The 19530-nt window shown below is 75.2% G+C and carries 2 protein-coding genes (1 of these 2 cut by a window edge); both read right to left on the reverse strand.

The genetic code is table 11. The features are described 5' to 3' along the window. The gene (locus ACIBNE_RS19540; RefSeq protein ID WP_399273130.1) at positions 1-14907 is read right to left on the reverse strand and encodes an amino acid adenylation domain-containing protein; all 14907 of its coding nucleotides are present in this window, start codon (positions 14905-14907) and stop codon (positions 1-3) included. After that, positions 14904-19530, reverse strand: partial view of an amino acid adenylation domain-containing protein gene (locus ACIBNE_RS19545; RefSeq protein WP_399273132.1) — the 3' portion only. Its footprint extends 10901 nt past the window's final position; only the last 4627 of its 15528 coding nucleotides appear in the window; its start codon lies beyond the right edge, outside the window; the stop codon is at positions 14904-14906. The genes ACIBNE_RS19540 and ACIBNE_RS19545 overlap by 4 nt, the downstream gene beginning before the upstream one ends.

Raw genomic sequence — 19530 nt, forward strand, 5'->3', positions numbered from 1 at the left:
TCAGCCGCGCGCCGCGCGCAGCGCGCGGAGCCGGTCCCGCAGCGCCGCGCCGACCGCGGCGACCGGCACGGGCTGGAGCAACTGCCGGTGCTCGCAGTCGATCTCTACCGTCTCGACCGTGCCGGAGACGAACGCCCCGAGCCTGGCGGCCGAGTGCGCGGCCTTGCCCTCGGGCCGCTCCTCGTCCTGGGTCGCCACGAAGAGCAGCACGTCGCCCTCGAAGACGTCCGGTTCGAAGTCGACCGTCAGGGACCAGTTGTTGTTGTTGACCTGGCCGATGCGCAGGATGTCCGCGTCGTCGAAGGTCGCCAGCGCGCTGCCCTCCTCGCGGAGGACCGCCATGACCCTGTCGCGCTCCAGGGGGCCTTCGCCGAACATCCCGGGGTCGCGGCCGACGAAGTCCAGCAGGACCGCGAGGACCTTCTGCTCGTCGGCGGCGACGTACTCGCCGCCCAGTTCGGCCGTGCTGATCGGGGGCTGGTCGAGGTTGGCCAGCAGGGCGACCTCCTCGCCCTGCCGCTGGAGCTGGACGGCGACCTCGTGGGCCAGCATCGCGCCCATCGACCAGCCCAGCAGGTGGTAGGGGCCCTCCGGCTGGACCTTGCGGATCTGCTCGACGTAGTCCCGCGCCATCTCCGGTACGGAGCCGGGCAGTTCCTCGGCCCTGGCCAGTCCCCTGGCCTGGATGCCGTAGAGCGGGCGGTCGCTGTCGAGGTGGCGCATCAGCCCCGAGTACATCCAGCTGACGCCGCCGACCGGGTGCAGGCACCACACCGGCTCGGCCGTGCCCTCCGTACGCAGCGGGAGCACCACGTCGAACCCGTCGTCGCTCTGTCCGCCGCCGCCCAGCAGGTCCATCAGGGAGGCCACCGTGGGCGCCTGGAACACCGCCCGGTTGGAGAGTTCGACGCCGAAGAGCGCGCGGACCCGGCTGGTGAGCTGGATGGAGACGATGCTGTCGCCGCCCAGTTCGAAGAAGTTGTCGTCGATGCCGACGCGCTCCAGCTTGAGCAGCTCGGCCCACAGCCCGCAGAGCAGTTCCTCGCGCGGGTTGCGCGGCCCCCGGCCGCCGGCCGCCGGGCCGAAGTCCGGGGCGGGCAGCGCCTTCCTGTCGACCTTGCCGTTGGAGTTCAGCGGCAGGTCGTCCAGGACCACGAAGGCGGAGGGGACCATGTAGTCGGGGAGCCTGGCCGCGACCTGGTCGCGCAGGCCCGCCGGGTCGGCGCCCGCCGTCGGGACGACGTAGGCGACGATCTTCTTGTTGCCGGGCTGCTCCTCCCAGACGGTCACCAGGTTCCTGGAGACCTGCGGCTGGTCGTCGATGACGGACTCGATCTCGCCGAGCTCGATCCGCAGGCCGCGGATCTTCACCTGGTGGTCGGCCCTGCCGACGAACTCGACGTGTCCTCCCGCGTCCCAGCGCACCACGTCGCCGGTGCGGTACATCCGCTCCCCCGGCTCCCCGTAGGGGTTGGCGACGAAGCGCTCCGCCGTCATGCCGGGCTGGCCGAGGTAGCCGCGGGCGGTGCCCGCGCCGGCCAGGTACAGCTCGCCCGCCACTCCGCGCGGGGCGGGCCGCAGCCGGTCGTCCAGGACGTAGGCCCTGGTGTTGTCCATCGGGCGTCCGACGGGCACGCTGCGGCCGGTCCTGTACGGGGCCTTCAGCGGGTGGCAGGTGGCGTAGACGGTGGTCTCGGTCGGGCCGTAGACGTGGACGACGCCGGTGTCGGGGCAGGTGTCGAGGACCCGCTGGAAGGCGGCGGGCGAGACCTGCTCGCCGCCGGTCCAGATCTGGACGAGGCCGCCGAAGCAGCTCGGGTCCTCCTCGGCCAGCAGGTTGAACAGGGCGGTGGTCATGAAGACGGCGGTGAGCCGCTCCCCTTCGACCAGCTTGCGCAGCCCGGCCGCGTCCAGCTGCCCCTTGGGCGCCACGACGAGCTGGCCGCCGCCCAGCAGGGGCGTCCACATCTCGTACGTCGAGGCGTCGAAGGCGTGCGGCGAGTGCAGGAGCACCCGCTCGTGCCCGCTCGCCCAGCGGCGGTCCGCGGTGAACGCGACGATGTTGCGGTGGGTGATGCCGATGCCCTTGGGCTTGCCCGTGGAGCCGGAGGTGTACATGACGTACGCCAACTGCTCGGGGTGGCAGGCGGCTTCGGGGGCGCCCGGGTCGGCCGCGGTGCCGTCGTCCGGCTCCGCGTCGACCACCAGCACCCGGGCGTCGTGGCGGAACTCCACGTCGGACAGGGCCCGGTCGACCAGGAGGACCGCGCTCCGGGTCTCCTCGACGATGAGTTCGAGGCGCGGGATCTGGTAGCGGACGTCCAGCGGCACGTACGCCGCCCCGGCCTTCAGCACCGCGAGCGTGGAGACCACGAGGTCGGCGCTGCGCTCCTGGAGGATCGCCACCCGGGAGCCGGGGGTGACCCCGGCCTCGATCAGGCGGTGGGCCAGCCGGTTGGCGCGGGCGTCGAGCTGCGCGCGGGTGAGGGCCGTGCCGTCGGCGGTGAGGACCACCGCGTCCGGGTCGGCGGCCGCCCGCGCCGCGAACAGCTCGTGGACGGTGCCCCGCGGGACCTCCCCCGCGGTGTCGTTGACCTCGTCGAGGAGCAGGGTGCGCTCCTCGGGCGAGAGCAGGTCGACGGAGCCGACGGGCAGCTCGGGGTCGGCGACGGCCGCGGTCAGCAGCCGGACCAGCCGGTCCGCGAAGGCCTCGGCCGTGGCCCGGTCGAACAGGGCGGTGTTGTACTCCAGTTGGCCGCCGATGACGGTCGCGGCGCCGCCCTGCGGGCGCTCCTCGCCGAAGTTGAAGGACAGGTCGAACTTGGCGATCTGGGCCGTGACCGGCTGGGGCGCCAGGGTGAGTCCGGGCAGTTCGAGCGAGGCCTCCTCGTTGTTGTCCAGGCTGATCGCCACCTGGAAGAGCGGGTTGCGCGCCAGGGTCCTGACCGGGTTCAGCTCCTCGACCAGCCGCTCGAAGGGCACGTCCTGGTGGCTGAAGGCCATCAGGTCGGCCGTCCTGACCCGCTCGACCAGCTCCTTGAAGCCGGGGTCGCCCGAGACGTCGGCGCGCAGCACGATGGAGTTGACGAAGAAGCCGACGAGGTCGTCGAGCGCCTCGTCGCCGCGGCCCGCGACGACCGTGCCCAGCGGGATGTCCGTGCCGGCGCCGAGCCGGTGCAGCAGCGCGGCCACGGCCGCGTGCAGCACCATGAACAGGCTCGCCCCGGTCTCGCCCGTCAGCCGGTGCACCCCGGCGACGGTCTCCGCGGGGAACAGCAGCTCCACGTGACCGCCGACGTTGCCCGCCTCGGCCGACCTCGGCCGGTCCAGGGGCAGTTCGAGCTCTTCGGGCAGTCCGGCCAGGGCCGTGCGCCAGTGGTCGAGCTGCTGGGCGAAGGCGCTGTCGGGGTCGTGCTCGCCGCCCAGCACCCGCTGCTGCCACAGGGCGTAGTCGGCGTACTGGACGGGCAGCGGGACGAACTCCGGCGCCCGGCCCGCGACCCGGGCCCGGTAGGCGGTGCCGATGTCCCGGGCGAGCGGGGCCAGCGAGGAGCCGTCGCCCGCGATGTGGTGGAGCACGAGCGCCAGCACGTGCTCGCGCGGGGCCAGCTCCAGCAGCCTGGCCCGCAGCGGGACTTCGGTCCCCAGGTCGAAGTCCGCCACGGCCAGCGTGCCGAGCACCCCGTCCAGCTCCTCCTCGGTCACCGGGGAGACGTCGAGCGGGAAGTCGTACGCGCCGGGCTCCAGGACCTCCTGGCGCGGCACGCCGCCCTCGGCGGGGAAGACGGTGCGCAGGCTCTCGTGCCGCTCCACGACGTCGGCCAGCGCCAGGTGCAGCGCCTCCTTGTCCAGCTCGCCCAGCAGCCTGACGGCCAGCTGGATGTTGTACGAGCCCTCGGTGTCCTGCACCGAGTCGATGAACCAGAGCCTGCGCTGGGCGTACGACAGCGGGACGACCGCGGGCCGCTCGACGGGCTCCAGGCGGCCGCGCGCCGCCGCCGCGTCCACGGTGCGGGCGGCCAGGCCCGCGACCGTGGGCGCCTCGAACACGGCGCGCACCGGCACCTCGACCGCCAGGGCGGTGCGGATGCGGTTGACGAGCCGGGTCGCCAGGAGCGAGTGGCCGCCCAGGTCGAAGAAGCCGTCGTCGATGCCGACCTCGGGCACTCCGAGCACCTCGGCGAACAGCGCGCACAGCGTGCTCTCGCGCTCGTCGCGCGGGGCGCGCCGCTCGGCCGTGCTCCCGTAGTCGGGGGCGGGCAGGGCCCTGCGGTCGATCTTGCCGTTGGCGGTCAGCGGCAGGGCGTCGACGGCCAGGACGGCCGAGGGGACCATGTAGTCGGGCAGTTCGCGGCCCAGGTGGGCGCGGAGTTCGCCGCCCTCCACGGGCTCGTGCGCGACCACGTAGCCGACGAGCCGCTTGTCGCCGGGCCGGTCCTCGCGCACGAGTACCGCACACTGCGCGACGGCCGGGTGGCGGGCCAGCCGGTCCTCGATCTCGCCCAGCTCGATGCGGAAGCCGCGGAGCTTGATCTGGTCGTCGGCGCGGCCCGCGAACTCGACCACGCCGTCGCCGGTCCACCGGGCCAGGTCGCCGGTGCGGTACATCCGGGACCCGGCGGGGCCGAACGGGTCGGCGACGAACCGCGCCGAGGTCAGCGCGGGCTGCCGGGTGTAGCCGCGCGCGGTGCCCGCACCGGCGATGTACAGCTCGCCCGCCACTCCGACGGGGGCCGGGCGCAGCGCCGCGTCCAGGACGTAGACGCGCATGTTGTCCAGCGGCCGCCCGATCGGGACGTGGGCGGGCACGGGCTCGTCGACGGCGATGGTGTGGCCGAGCGCGAAGGTGGTCGTCTCGGTCGGCCCGTAGCCGTCGGCCACCACGGTGCCGGGGCACGCCTCGCGCACCCGGCGGACCGCGGCCGCGGGGACCACGTCGCCGCCCGTCCAGACCTCCAGGACGCCGGCCAGGCTGCCGGGGGCTTCCTCCGCCACCAGCCTGAACAGGCCCGCGGTGAGCCACAGACCGGTCACCTTCTGCTCGGCGACGACCCGCTCCAGGCCCGCCACGTCGAGGTTGCCGGGGGGCGCGACGACGACGGTGCCGCCGCCCAGGAGCGGTATCCAGAACTCGTAGGTGGAGGCGTCGAAGGCGGTCGGCGAGTGCAGCAGCACCCGCTCGTGCGCGCCGCCCCGCCAGCGGCGGTCGAAGGCGAGGTCGGCGACGTCGCGGTGGGTGATCTCCACGCCCTTGGGCAGGCCGGTGGAGCCGGAGGTGTACATCACGTACGCCAGCTGGTCGGGGTGCACGGTGACGTCCGGCGCCTCGGCGGGGACGTCCTCGTGCGCGGCGAGCACCGCGATGCCCAGCTCGGCGGCGCGGTCGGCCAGGGCGCCGTCGGTGACGACGACCGGGGCCCCGGTGTCCCCGACGACGTGCAGCTGCCGTCCGACCGGGTCCGTGTCGCGCAGCGGCACGTAGGCGCCGCCCGCCTTGAGCACGGCGAGCACGGCCGCGGGCAGCGCCGCGGAGCGCTCCATCAGCACGGCCACCGGGGTCTCGGGGCCGACGCCGAGCGCGGCCAGGCGTCCGGCCAGCCGGTCCGAGAGCGCGTCGAGCTCCCGGTAGCTGAGCCGGGTGTCGCCGAAGGCGACGGCCACGGCGTCCGGGGTGCGGGCCGCCTGGGCGCGGAACAGCTCGCCGACGCTGCCCTCGGGCACCTCGCGGGCGGTGTCGTTCCACCGGACGAGCAGGGTGTCGCGCTCGTCGGCGGAGAGCAGGTCGAGGGTGTCGACGGGGTGCTCGGGCGCGGTGGCGAACTGCTCCAGGAGCCGCCGCAGCCGCTCGCCCAGGGCGTGTGCGGTCCCGTCGTCGAAGAGGTCGGGGCGGTAGTCGATCTTGAGGGAGAGGACGCTGCCGTTGTCGGACGCGCTCAGCGAGAGCGGGTAGTGCGTGCCGTCCATGATCTCGACGTCCGCGACCTCCAGCCCCTCGGCCCGCTCCTCCTGGCGCTGTCCCCCGTCGTCGACGGGGAAGTTGCTGAACTCGGTGGAGGTGTCGAAGAGCGCTCCGGTGCCCGCGATCCGCTGGATGTCGGTCAGCCCGAGGTACTTGTGCGGCAGCAGCCCGTACTGCTGCTGCTGGAGCCGGGTGAGCAGGCCGAGCAGCGAGTCGCCGCGCTCGATCCTGACCCGTACGGGCAGGGTGTTGATGAACAGGCCCACCATGGACTCGACGCCCGGCAGTTCGGCGGGCCGGCCGTTGACCGTCTCGCCGAACAGCACGTCGTCGCGGCCGGTGAGGCCGGAGAGCAGCAGCCCCCAGGCCCCCTGGACCAGCGTGTTCTTGGTCAGTCCGTGCCTGCGCGCCTGGGCGGTGAGGGCGCTCGCCGCCGCGCCGGAGATCCGCACCGTGTGGGAGCGGGGCCGCAGCGGGGCGCGGCCGGGGTCGGCGGGGACCACCAGCGCGGGCTCCTCCAGCCCGTCGAGCACCTGGCGCCAGGCCGCCTCGGACGCGGCCCGGTCCTGGCCCGCGAGCCAGGACAGGTACTCCTTGTACGGGGTGACGCGCGGCAGCCCGGAGGCGTCGCCGCCTGCCTGGTACAGCGCGAAGAGTTCGGTGGCCAGGACGGGGCCCGACCAGCCGTCGAACAGGATGTGGTGGTTGGTCAGGACGAGGCGGTGCTCCCGGTCCGCGAGCTTGACCAGGGTGAAGCGCAGCAGCGGCGCCTGCCGGGGGTCGAAGCGCTCGGTGAGGCCCGTCGCCATCAGCCGGTCGAGTTCGGCGGTGCGCCGCTCCTCGTCCGGCCCGCTCAGGTCGACCTCGTGCCAGGGCAGTTCGACCTCGCGCGGGATGACCTGGAGCGACTGGCCCGACGCGCCGGGGCGGAACGCCGCCCGCAGGTTGTCGTGGCGCCGCAGCAGCGCGGCGGCCGCCTCGCGCAGCGTCCCCGCGTCGAGGGCGCCGCGCAGGTCGAAGGCCATGAGCGTGGTGTACATGTCCGCGCCGCGCTCGTCGTACAGGGCGTGGAAGAGCAGCCCCTCCTGGAGCGGGGAGAGCGGCAGCACGTCGGAGACCCCGCTCGTGGCGGCCTCCAGGCGGTCGATCTCGTCCTGGCCGATGGAGACGAGGGTCAGGTCGGAGGGGCTGAGCCCGCCCGCGCCCGCCGGCTGCCCGGCGTGCCTGACGATCGCCTCCAGCGCCCGGAACCAGCCCGCGGAAAGGTCCCGGACGTCGTCCTCGGAGAACAGCTCGCCGGACCAGATCCAGTTGGCGACCAGGCGCGGCCCGTCCGGGTAGGTGACGGCCGTGGCCGTGACGTCCAGCGGGTGCGGCAGCGCCATGGCGGCCTCGGCGACGTTGCTGAGGTCGTGGTTGACGCGGGGCTCGCCGGAGTCGGCCGTGTCGGTGGCCTCGCCGAGCCTGCCCAGGTAGTTGAAGCCGATCTGCGGGGCGCCGTAGCGGCTGAGCACCTGGGCGGTCTGCGGGTTGAGGTGGCGCAGCAGTCCGTAGCCGATGCCGTTGTCGGGCAGGGCGCGCAGCTGCTCCTTGATCCGCTTGATGGCCCGGCCGACGGCGGGGCCGCCGGCCCAGAGCTCGTCCGTCGCGCTCTCGCCCGGGTTCAGCCTGACCGGGTAGAGGCTGGTGAACCAGCCGACCGTACGGGAGAGGTCGACGCCTTCGACGACCTCCTCGCGGCCGTGGCCCTCCAGGTCGATGAGGAGGTCGGGCCCGGTGCCGCGGCCCGAGCGCTCGCGCCAGTCGATGACGGCCAGGGCGAGCGCGGTGAGCAGCACGTCGTTGATGCCCGCGTTGAACAGGGCGGGGATGCGGCCGAGCAGCGGCTGGGTGAGGGCGGCGGGCAGCGCGACGCTGAGCTGCGCCGCCGTGCCGAACCGGTCCTTGGCCGGGTCCAGCGGGCGGGGGGTCAGCAGCGGGTCGGCGCCGCCGAGCACCTCGCGCCACAGGGTCAGCTCCCGCATCCGGCCGGGCTCGCCCGCCAGTTCGGTGAGCTGCTGCGACCAGCGGCGGAAGGAGGTGCCGACCGGTTCGAGCACGACCTCGCGGCCCGCCGTGAGGGCCGTGAACGCGGCCTCCAGGTCGGGCAGCAGGATCCGCCAGGAGACCCCGTCGACGACGAGGTGGTGGATGACGACGGTGAGCCGGCCGGGGGCGTCCCCGCCCGCGTCGAACCAGACGCAGCGCACCATGGCGCCCGCCTCGGGGTTCAGCCGCGCCTGGGCGTCGGTGACCTCCTGGACGGCGCGGGCGTCGAGCTCGGCCTCGGTGAGGCCGTCGGCGATCAGCCCGGCGGCGTCGACCCGGTGGACGCAGTCCTCGGCGCGCACGGTGCCCGCGGGGGCGACCTCCAGGGACCAGCCGAAGTCCTCGGCGATCCGGGACAGGGTGGTGCGCAGCGCGTCGTGGTGGTCCAGGAGCGCCTGGAGCGCCGCGGTCACCAGCGGCAGGTCCACACCGGCGGGCACGGGCACGGACATGGTCTGGTTGAACTCGTCGATGGCTCCGCCGCGCTCCCTGATCCAGTGGATGATCGGGGTGAGCGGCACCTCGCCGACGCCGTCGGACTCGACGGCGGCGGGCGCGGCCTCCTGGTCCGCCGCGTCCCCCGCGCCCTCGGCGAGTGCCGCCAGCGCCTCGGGGGTGCGGTGCCCGAACACGTCGCGGGGGCTGAAGTGCAGCCCGTTGGCGCGGGCGCGGCTCACCAGCTGGATGGAGCTGATGCTGTCGCCGCCGAGCTCGAAGAAGCTCTCGTCGGCCCCGGCCCGCTCCAGGCCGAGCACCTCGGCGTACAGCCCGCAGAGCACTTCCTCGGCCGGGGTGCGCGGGGCGCGGGAGGAGCCGCCGCCGAACTCCGGCTCGGGCAGCGCCTTGCGGTCGACCTTGCCGTTGACGGTCAGCGGCAGCGCGTCCAGGAACACCAGCACGGCGGGGACCATGTAGTCGGGCAGCGACTGCCCGACGTGGTCCTGGAGCTCCTGGGCCGAGGGCTTCGGCCCGGGGGCCGGCACCACGTAGCCGACCAGGCGCTTGGTGCCGGACCCGTCCTCGTGGGCGACGACGACGGCGCGCTCCACGGCGGGGTGCCGGTCGAGCACGGTCTGGATCTCGCCCAGCTCGATGCGCAGGCCGCGGATCTTGACCTGCTGGTCGTCGCGGCCGACGAAGTCCAGGACTCCGTCGGCGCGGCGGCGCACCACGTCGCCGGTGCGGTACATGCGCGTCCCCGGCTCCCCGTAGGGGTCGGCGACGAAGCGCTCCGCGGTGAGCGGGGCGCGGTGCAGGTAGCCGCGGGCGAGCGCGGGGCCCGCCAGGTACAGCTCGCCGGGGACGCCCGGCGGGACCAGGCGCAGCGCGGCGTCCAGGACGTAGGCCCTGGTGCCGATGGCGGGGGTGCCGATGGGCGGGGCGTCGGCCGCGGGGGCCAGCGGCCCGGACATGACCGTGGCCACGGTGGCCTCGGTCGGGCCGTAGGCGACCACGAAGCGGCGGCCGGGGCTCCAGCGCGCGACGAGCTCGGCGGAGACGGCGTCGCCGCCGACGGCCAGGCTGCGCAGGCCCGGCACGGCGGCGGGGTCCACGGTGGCCAGCGCGGCGGGCTGGATCTGGGCGTGGGTGACGCCGCGCCCCGCCACGGTCTCGGCCAGCGGGTCCCCGGCGAGCGGTCCCGGCTCGGGCACCACGAGGGCCGCGCCCGCCAGGAGCGTCATGCACAGCTCCATCACGGAGGCGTCGAAGCTGGGCGACGCGTACTGGAGCACCCGGCTGTCGGGGGTGACGTCGAAGCGCTCGCGCTCGGTCTCGGCGAAGGCCGCGATGCCCGCGTGGGTGACGACGACGCCCTTGGGCACGCCGGTCGAGCCCGAGGTGTAGATGACGTACGCGGGGTGGCCGGGGGCGAGCGGCGCGGTGCGGTCCCCGTCCGTGGGGGCGGTGCCAGGCTGGGCCGCGATCCGGGCCGTGACCTCGGCGTCGTCGAGCGTGACGACCTCGATCCCGAGCTCCGCCGGTACGGCGCCGCGGTGCTCGGCCACGGTGAGGGCGGCCACCGGGCGGGCGTCGCGGAGCATGAACTCCACGCGGTCCGCCGGGTAGTGGGGGTCGACCGGCAGGTAGGCGGCGCCGCTCTTGAGCACGGCGAGCTGGGCGACGACCGACTCGACCGACCGGGCGAGCACCAGGGCGACGGTCCGCTCGGGGCCCGCGCCCTCGGCGATGAGCAGCCGGGCCAGCCGGTTGGCGCGCTCGTCCAGCTCGGCGTAGCTGAGCCGCAGCCCGGGGGCGTCCACCGCGAGGGCGTCCGGGGCCTGGGCGACGCGGGCCTCCAGGAGCGCGGGGAAGGTGGCGGGCGCCACCTGGCCCGCCGCTCCCCCGCCGACGGCGAGCATGGCGGCGCGCTCGTCGGCGGAGACCAGGTCCAGGGCGGCGAGGCGCTGGGCCGGGTCGGCGGCGAACGCCTCCAGGAGCCGTACGAGGCGGCCGCTGAGGGCTTCGACGTCGGCGTGCGCGAACAGGTCGGGGCGGTACTGCCACTGCACGGCCATCTCGGTGCCGCGCTGGCCGACGCCGAGGGCGAGCGGGTAGTGCATCGCGTCGTGGACCTGGGCGTCGACGACGCCCAGCTCCTGGGCGGAGCTCTCCAGTCCTTCGACGTCGACCGGGTAGTTCTCGAACACCAGGACGGTGTCGAAGAGTTCGCCGGTCCCGGTGGTGCGCTGGACGTCCGCCAGGCCCAGGTGCTGGTGGGCCAGGAGCCCGGACTGCTGGGTCTGCACGCGGGTCATCAGCGTCAGCAGGGTGTCGTCGCGCTCGGCGCGGACCCGTACCGGCAGGGTGTTGATGAACAGGCCGACCATCTTCTCGACGCCCGGCAGCTCCGGGGGCCGCCCGGACACGGTGGCGCCGAACACGGCGTCCTCGCGGCCGGTCAGCGCGCCGAGCAGCACGCCCCACGCGCCCTGCACCAGGGTGTTGACGGTCAGGCCGTGCTCCCTGGCGCGGGCCACCAGGGCCTCGATGAGCGGCACGGGCAGCTCGGCCTTGAGGCGCTCGGGGGCCAGCGGCGCCCGGCCCTGCCCCTCGGGAGCGATCAGGGTCGGCTCGTCGACGCCCGCGAGCGCGGCGCCCCAGGCCGCCTCGGACGCGGCCTTGTCCTGCTGGGAGAGCCAGGTCAGGTAGTCCTTGTACGGCACGACGGGCGGCAGCGCGGCGGCGTCGCCGCCGTTGCCGTACAGCTCGAACAGCTCGCCCACGAGCAGCGGCATCGACCAGCCGTCCAGCGCGATGTGGTGCACCGTCAGGACGAAGCGGTGCCGGGTCTCGCCGAGCCGCACCAGGGTGCAGCGCAGCAGCGGCGGGGTGCGCAGGTCGAAGCGCGCGGCCCGGTCGGCGGCGAGCAGGCCGGCCAGCGCCTCGTCCTGCGCGGCGCCGGAGAGGTGGGACAGGTCGACCTCGGTCCACGGGAGCGCGGCGCGCGCGGGGACGACCTGGAGCGGCTTGCCGCTGGCGCCGGTGACGAAGTAGGCGCGCAGGTTGTCGTGGCGCTCCAGGAGGGTCTGCGCCGAGCGGCGCAGCACCGCCGGGTCGAGGGGGCCGCCGAGCTCCAGGGCGGACTGGATGGTGTAGACGTCGGACGCCGAGTCGTCGTACAGGCCGTGGAACAGCAGGCCCTGCTGGAGCGGGGAGAGCGACAGGACGTCGACGACCTGCTCGTCGGCCTGCTCCAGCCGGTCGATCTCCTCCTGGGAGACCGTCACCAGCGGCAGGTCGGAGGGGGTGAGCCCGCCGGCGCCCGGCAGCGCGGCGTGCGCGGCCAGCGCTTCGAGCGCCTCGAACCACAGCCGGGCGATCTCCCGCACCTCGTCCTCGGCGAGCAGCTCGCCCGACCAGGTCCAGGAGGCCACCAGGCGCTGCCCGTCGGGGTGTTCGACGGCGGCGGCGTTGAGCTCCAGGGTGTACGCCAGCGGCATGGTCGCGTCGCCCGCGCCCGTCAGGTCGCGCACCCGCACGGTGTCGGCGACGGCCGCGTCCCGCTCGTCGGCCCGGCCGATGCGGCCGAGGTAGTTGAAGCCGATCTGCGGCTCCGGGCGGCCGGAGAGCTCCGCGGCCGTCTCCGGGTTGAGGTGGCGCAGCAGCCCGTAGCCGATGCCCTTGTCGGGGATCGCCCGCAGCTGCTCCTTGACGGCCTTGAGGGCCGCGCCCAGGGCGGGGCCGCCGGACCACAGCTCGTCCCGCGGGGCGGTGCCGGTGTCGACGGAGACCGGGTAGAGGCTGGTGAACCAGCCGACCGTACGGGAGAGGTCGACGCCGTCGACGATCTCCTCCCGGCCGTGCCCCTCCAGGCCAACGAGCACCGCGGAGCCCGCGTCGGCGCCTGCTCCGCCGCGCTCGCGGCGCCAGCGGGCCACGGCGAGGCCGAGCGCGGCGAGCATCGCCTCGTCGGGGCCCGCGTGGAACAGCGCGGGCACCCGGCCCAGCAGGTCCTCGGTGACCCGCGCGGGCAGCGTGACCGACAGCTGGCGCCCCACGCCGACCACGTCGACCGCCGGGTCGGTCCTGCGCTCGGCGAGCAGCGGGTCGGGGGTGTCGAGCACCGTGCGCCACAGCTCCAGCTCGGCGGTCCTGGCCTCGGCCGACGCCGCGCGCACGAGCTCCTGGGACCAGCGGCGGAAGGAGGTGCCGACGGGGTCGAGCCGGACCTGCTCCCCGGCCCGCACCGCGCCCAGCGCGGCCTCCAGGTCCGGCAGCAGGATGCGCCAGGAGACGCCGTCGACGACCAGGTGGTGCACGACCAGGGCGAGGTGGCCCTCGGCGTCGGCGCCCGCGTCGAACCAGACGGCCTGGACCATGCGGCCCTCGCGGGGCGCGAGGCGCTCCACGGCGGCCCGCACCAGGGCGTCGGCAGCGGCCTCGTCGACGGCCTCGGCCCGGCGCACGCAGTCCTCGGCGCGCACCGTGCCGCGGGCGGCGACGGACAGCTCCCAGCCGCCCCCGGACGCGGTGCCCAGGCGGGCCCGCAGCGCGTCGTGGTGGTCGAGCAGGGCCTGGACGGCGGCGCGGACCTGGGACTCTTCGAGCCCGGCGGGGACCGGCACGGTCATCGTCTGGTTGAAGGCGTCGACCGGGCCGCCCTGCTCCTGCTGCCAGTGCATGATCGGGGTGAGCGCGACGGTTCCCGTGCCGTCGTCGCCCGCGGCCGGCGCCTGCGCGGCGGCGGAGCCCGCGAGGGCGGCGAGCCGGGCGACGGTGCGGTGCTCGAAGATCTCGCGCAGGCTCAGCGCGACGCCCTCCTTGCGGGCGCGGTGCGCCAGCTGGATGGAGGTGATGGAGTCGCCGCCGCGCTCGAAGAAGTTGTCGTGCGGGGCGATCGACTCGACGCCGAGCACCTCGGCGAAGAGCCGGCACAGCAGGGCCTCGCGCTCGTCGCGGGCCTCGTCGCGGGCCTCGTCGGCGGCCGGGGCCGTCTCGTCCGCCGACCCGGGGGCCGGGGCGGCCGCGGCACCGCCGGGGGCACCGGCGGCCTGCGCGGTCGCCGCGCGGGGCACGACGAGGCGGTCGCGGTCCTGGGCCGTGAAGAGCTCCAGGGAGCCCACGGACCGGTCGGGTTCGGTGGCGAAGACGCCGAGCACCAGCAGCAGCCGGTCCAGGACCTCGCGTCCCGCGCCCTCGACGAACAGGTCGGAGCGGTGGTCGAGGCGGACCGTCATGCGCTCGCCGCGCACGGTCCCCTCCAGGTTCAGCGCGTAGTGCGTGGCGTCCACGGTGGAGGCCGCGACGGCACCGATGCCCTCGGCGGAGTCCTGGAGGGTGTCCGTGTCGATCGGGTAGTTCGCGAAGATCGTGATGGCGTCGAACAGCGGTCCGCTGCCGAGCGCCTGCTGGATCTCCGCGAGCCCCAGGTGCTTGTGGGCCAGCAGGTCGGCCTGCTGGTCCTGGAGGCCGCGGACCTGGTCGCGCAGGGAGAGCGCCGGGTCGATCCGCAGCCGCACCGGCAGGGTGTTGATGAACAGGCCGACCATCTTCTCGACGCCCGGCAGCTCGGGTGGTCGGCCCGAGACCGTCTCGCCGAACAGCACGTCGCCGCGCCCGGTCAGCGAGCCGAGCACCAGGCCCCAGGCCGTCTGGACCACGCTGTTGAGGGTCAGCCCGAGCGAGCGGGCCCGCTCGACCAGCGCCGCCGACAGCTCGCCCGGCACGTCCTCGATCAGCGTCACCGGCAGCGAGGCGCCCGCGTCGGCGCCCGCGACCAGGGTCGGGACGCTGCCGTCCAGGGCCCGCTTCCAGGCCGCCTCGGCCCCCGCCCTGTCCTGCCCGGCCAGCCAGCCGAGGTAGTCCTTGTACGGGATGACGGGCGGCAGCGCGGCGGTGTCGCCGCCGTTGCCGTACAGCGCCATCAGCTCGCCCAGCACCAGCGGCATGGACCAGCCGTCGAGCAGGATGTGGTGGGCGGTGAAGACGAACCGGTACTCCTCGTCGGCCAGCTTGACCAGCGAGAAGCGCAGCGGCGGACGGGTCAGGTCGAAGCGGCGGGTGCGGTCGTCGTCCAGCAGCCGCTGGAGCTCCTTGTCCCGCGCCCCGCCCGCCAGGTGGCTGATGTCGGCCTCGGACCAGTCCGGGTCCGCGTCGCGCAGGATCGCCTGGACCGGCTCGCCCGACTTGCGGTTGCGGAAGGAGGCCCGCAGGTTGTCGTGGCGGCCCAGCACCCCGGCCACGGCCGCGCGCAGACCGGCCACGTCGAGGTCGCGGCGCAGGTCCAGGGCCATCTGGATGACATAGACGTCGGCGCTGTTCTCCTCGTACAGGGCGTGGAAGAGCATGCCCTTCTGCAACGGGGACAGCGGCCAGATGTCGACGAATCCGGGCTTGGTCACCTTGTCGTTTCCTTTCATGACAGTTCACTCTCGAATTCGTCGATCTCGTCCTGCGAGAGGTCCAGCAGGGAGACGTCGGAGGGGGTGAGGCCACCGGCCTCGGGCCGCTCGGCGTACGCCACGAGGGTTTCCAGCGCCTCGAACCACAGTCCGGCCAGCTCCCTGACCTCCCGCTCGTCGAAGAGCGCGCCGGGCCAGGACCAGATGGCCACCAGCCGCACCCCGTCGGGGCGGTCCTGCGCCACCGCGCTCAGCCCCAGGGCGTGGGAGAGCGGACGGCCCTCGTCGCCCCCGCTGCCCAGGGTCTCGGTCGCCTCGGGCGGCGCGGCCCAGTCGCCCGAGCCCGCGCTCCGCCCGCCCTCGTCGGCGGTGGCGGCGGCGAACCGGCCCAGGTAGTTGAAGCCGAGCTGCGGCTCCGGGTGGCCGGCGAGCTCAGCGGCCGTCTCCGGGTTGAGGTGGCGCAGCAGGCCGTAGCCGATGCCCTTGTCGGGGATCGCCCGCAGCTGCTCCTTCACCCGCTTCAGCGCGGCGCCCAGCTCCGGGCCGCCGGACCACAGCGCGTCCCGGTCGGCGCCGCCCGGGTCGACCGCCACCGGGTACACGCTGGTGAACCAGCCGACCGTACGGGAGAGGTCGACGCCGTCCGCGATCTCCTCGCGGCCGTGGCCCTCCAGGCCCACCAGGACGGCGGATCCGCCGTCGGCGCCCCGCTCGCCGCGCCAGCGGGCGACGGCCATGGCGAGCGCCGTCAGCAGCACGTCGTCGATGCCCGCGTTGAACACCGCGGGGACCCGTCCCAGCAGGGGTGCGGTGACCGCGTCCGGGAGGTGCAGGGTCACCTGGCGCGCGGTGCGCACCACGTCGACGGTCGGGTCCAGGCGCCGCTGCGCGAGCAGCGGGTCGGGGGTGGCGAGCACCGAGCGCCACAGCTCCAGCTCGCCGGTGCGGGCCGGCGACAGCGCCTGGTCCGTCAGGAGCGAGGACCAGCGGCGGAAGGAGGTGCCCACCGGTTCGAGGGCGGGCTCGCGGCCCTCGCCGACCGCTTCCCAGGCCTGCTTCAGGTCCTCCTGGAGGACCCGCCAGGAGACCCCGTCCACGGCCAGGTGGTGCACCAGGACCAGCAGCCGCCCGGGGCGGTCGGGCCCGGCGTCGAACCAGACGGCCCTGACCATCTCGCCCCCGGCCGGGGAGAGTTCGGCCTGGACCCTGACCTGCGCATCGGTGACCGCCGCGATGATCCCGTCCTGCGGGACCGCGGAGATGTCGGTGCGGGTCAGCAGGGCCGCGGCCGTGACGGCGCCCGGGGGCGCGATCTCCAGGCGGCGGGTCCCGTCCGCCGTGACGAGCCGCGAGCGCAGCGTGCCGTGGTGGTCGAGGACCGCCTGGAGGGTGGCGGCGAGCCGCTGCTCGTCGCTGCCCGCGGGGACCTGGAGGAGCGCGGCCTGGTGCACGCCGTCCGTCGGCCCGCCCCGGTCGTACAGGTCGTGCATGACGGGGGTGAGGGCGAGTTCGCCGATGGCGTCCTCGGGCTTCTCCCCCGCCTGCGGGCCGTCGTCCTCGCGGGCGATCCTGGCCAGGGCCCGGACCGTCTTGTGCTTGAACACGTCCCGCAGGCTGATCAGCAGGCCCGCCTTGCGGGCCCGGCCCGCCAGCTGGATGGAGACGATGCTGTCGCCGCCCAGTTCGAAGAAGTCGTCGTCCAGACCGACCTCCTGGGCGCCCAGCAGCTCGGCGAAGAGTCCGGCGAGCACGGCCTCCTTGGAGGCGCCGGGCGCCGGGGCCGCGGCCACCGCGTCGGCCGCCGGGGCCGCGTCGGCGTCCGCGTCGGCCGCCGTGTCCGTGGCCGGGTCCGTGGACGTGGACACCTCCGCCGCGTCCTGGCCGATGCCGTCCTGGAGCCTGGACCTGGTCCCGGCCCACCAGCGGGTCAGCTCCCGGGCGTCGGCGTCGGCCGCCGGGCGCTCCGGCCGGGCCACCAGGGTCTCCAGCGCGGCCCGCAGCCCGTCCGCGATCGTCTCCGTCTCGGCCTTGGTGAGCAGGTCGGGGCGGTAGCCGAGGCGGCAGTGCAGCTGGTCGCCGGAGAGCCCGGCGTCCAGGGTCAGCGGGTAGTGCGTCGCGTCGTTCATCTCCAGGTCGACGGCGCGCACCCGGTCGCTGTCGCCGCCGAACCCGGCGCCGTCGGCGGGGATGTTCTGGAACACCAGGAGCGTGTCGAAGAGCTCGCCCTTGCCGACCAGCTTCTGGAGGTCCACCAGCCGGATGTGCTGGTGCGCCGTCAGGTCCACCTGCTGGCCCCAGAGCCGGGCCAGCGAGGCGGTGACCGGCTCGTCGGCCCGGAAGGCGACCCGCACCGGGACCGTGTTGATGAACAGGCCGATCATCCGCTCGATGCCCGGGACCTCCGGCGGCCTGCCGGAGACGGTGGCGCCGAACACCACGTCCTCGCTGCCGGTCAGCCGCGACAGCAGCAGCCCCCAGGCGGCCTGGACGACCGTGTTCATCGTGGTGCCGTGCCGGCCCGCCAGGGCGGTCAGCCCGGCGACCAGGTCGCCGCCGAAGGTGACGGAGATCTTCTCGGTGGCGACGGCCGCCCGGTCCGGGTCGGCGGGCGCCAGCAGCGTGGGCTCCGCCGTCCCGTCCAGCACCTGCCGCCAGGCCCGCTCGGAAGCCTGCGGGTCCTGCTCGCCGAGCCAGCTCAGATAGCTGCTGTACGGGCGTACGGCGGGCAGCCCCGCGGGGTCGCCCTCCGACGCGTACAGCTGCATCAGCTCGTCGAGGAGGATCGGCGTGGACCAGCCGTCCAGCAGGATGTGGTGGAAGGAGAGCACCAGCCGGGCCCGGCCGCCGCCAAGCCGCAGCAGCGCGCAGCGCACCAGCGGCGGCGCGGCGACGTCGAACCGCTCGGCCCGCGCCTCGCGCATCACCCGGTCCACCTCGGCGGCCCGCTCGGCCTCGCCGAGCCCGCTCAGGTCGCTCTCGCTCCACGGGAGTTCGCTGTCGGCCTCGATGAACTGCACGGGCCGCGAGAGCCCCTCGTAGGCGAATCCGGCCCGCAGGTTGTCGTGCCTGGCCAGCAGCGCGCGCACGGCGGAGCGCAGGACGTCGGTCCGCGGGTCGCCCTCCAGGTCGAGGCCGAACTGCACGGTGTAGACGTCGTGTTCGCCCTGGTCGTAGAGGGAGTGGAAGAGCAGTCCCTCCTGGAGCGGCGCCAGCGGCAGCACGTCGGCCAGCGTCCGGCCGCCGCGCTCCAGCAGGTCGATGTCCTGCTGCTCCAGGCGCACCAGCGGGAAGTCGGAGGGGGACCTGCCCCCGCCGTTGCCGTCCGTGCCCGCGACCAGCTCGCGCACCGCGCGCTGCCAGGCGGCGGCCAGTTCGGCGACCCGCTCGGCCTCGAAGGCCGCGGCGGGCCAGGACCAGCGGGCCGTCAGCCGCGTGCCGTCCTCTCCCTCGTACGCCCGCACGTCCACGTCGAGCGCGTACGTCACCGGCATCTGCGGGTCCTCGGCCTCGGCCGCCGCGCCCCGGCCGCCGAACGGCACGGCGCCGTCGGGCAGCGGCGCGGTGAAGCGGCCGTGGTGGCGGAAGCGGACCTGCGGGGCGGGCAGCCCCGCGAGCAGCGGCACCGTCTGCGGGTTGAGGTGGCGCAGCAGCCCGTGGCCCGACCCGTCGCCGGGCACGGCGGCCAGCTGCTCCTTGACCTGCTTGACGAGGGCGCCGGCCGCCTCTTCGCCGCCGCCGATCAGGGCGGGGTACGCGGAGCCGAACCGGCCCTGGGTGCGGGCGAGTCCGTCGTCGGCGGCCCGCCCGTCGTGCTCCAGGCCGACCAGGACGGCGGTGCCGCCCGGCTGGTCGTGCCGGGCGCGCCAGGCGCCGACGGCCGCGGCGAAGGCGCCGAGCAGGACCGTGTCGGTCCCGGTGGCGAAGCCCTCGGGCACGGCGCTCAGCAGGGCGTCGGACTCGGCGGCGGAGAACTCCACCTCCAGGCTCCGCACGGTGCCCGCGACGTCGCGGCGCGGGTCGAGCGGCCCGGCCGCGAGCGGCTCGGCGCCGGAGCCGAGGATCTCGGTCCACGCCTGGAGCTCGTCGATCAGCTCGGGCGCGGCGGCCGCGGCGGCGGTCGCCTCGGCCCACGCCTTGTAGGTGGTGGCCACGGGCGGCAGTTGGGGCGTGCGCCCCGCCGTCACCGCGTCCCAGGCCGTCCGCAGGTCGTCGGCCAGGACCGGCCAGGAGGCCGGGTCGGCGGCGAGCGCGTGGGCCGCGAGCAGCAGGCGGTGTCCGCCCGCGGAGCCGCCGTCGAGCCACAGGGCCCGGAAGACGGCGCCGTCCTCGGGCGCGATGGACGCCCTGAGCGCCGCCTCGTGCGCGGCACGGTCGCCGTCGGCGGGGACCCGGGTGAGCAGCGCCTCGGCGCGCACCTCGGCGCGGGGGCGGACCTCCAGGCCCCAGACGAGGTTCCCGGCGCGGCGGCTGAGCCGCAGCCGCAGCGCGTCGTGGTGGTCGACGAGCGCCCGCAGTGCCGCCTCCAGCCGCTCCTCGTCGGCGTCGTCGGGCAGGGCGACGGTCAGGGTGGTGACCGACTGGGCGACCGGGCCGCCGCGCTCGCGCAGGGCGTGCGCCGCCGGGCTCAGCGGGATCTCGCCG

Origin of the sequence: Streptomyces sp. NPDC050504, assembly GCF_044458065.1 — a bacterium.
Classification (GTDB): Bacteria; Actinomycetota; Actinomycetes; order Streptomycetales; family Streptomycetaceae; genus Streptomyces.

What these genes read in the sequence shown, in the direction of transcription:
- ACIBNE_RS19540 (WP_399273130.1), bottom strand. Translation starts at nt 14,907, where the DNA reads ATGAAAGGAAACGACAAGGTGACCAAGCCCGGATTCGTCGACATCTGG.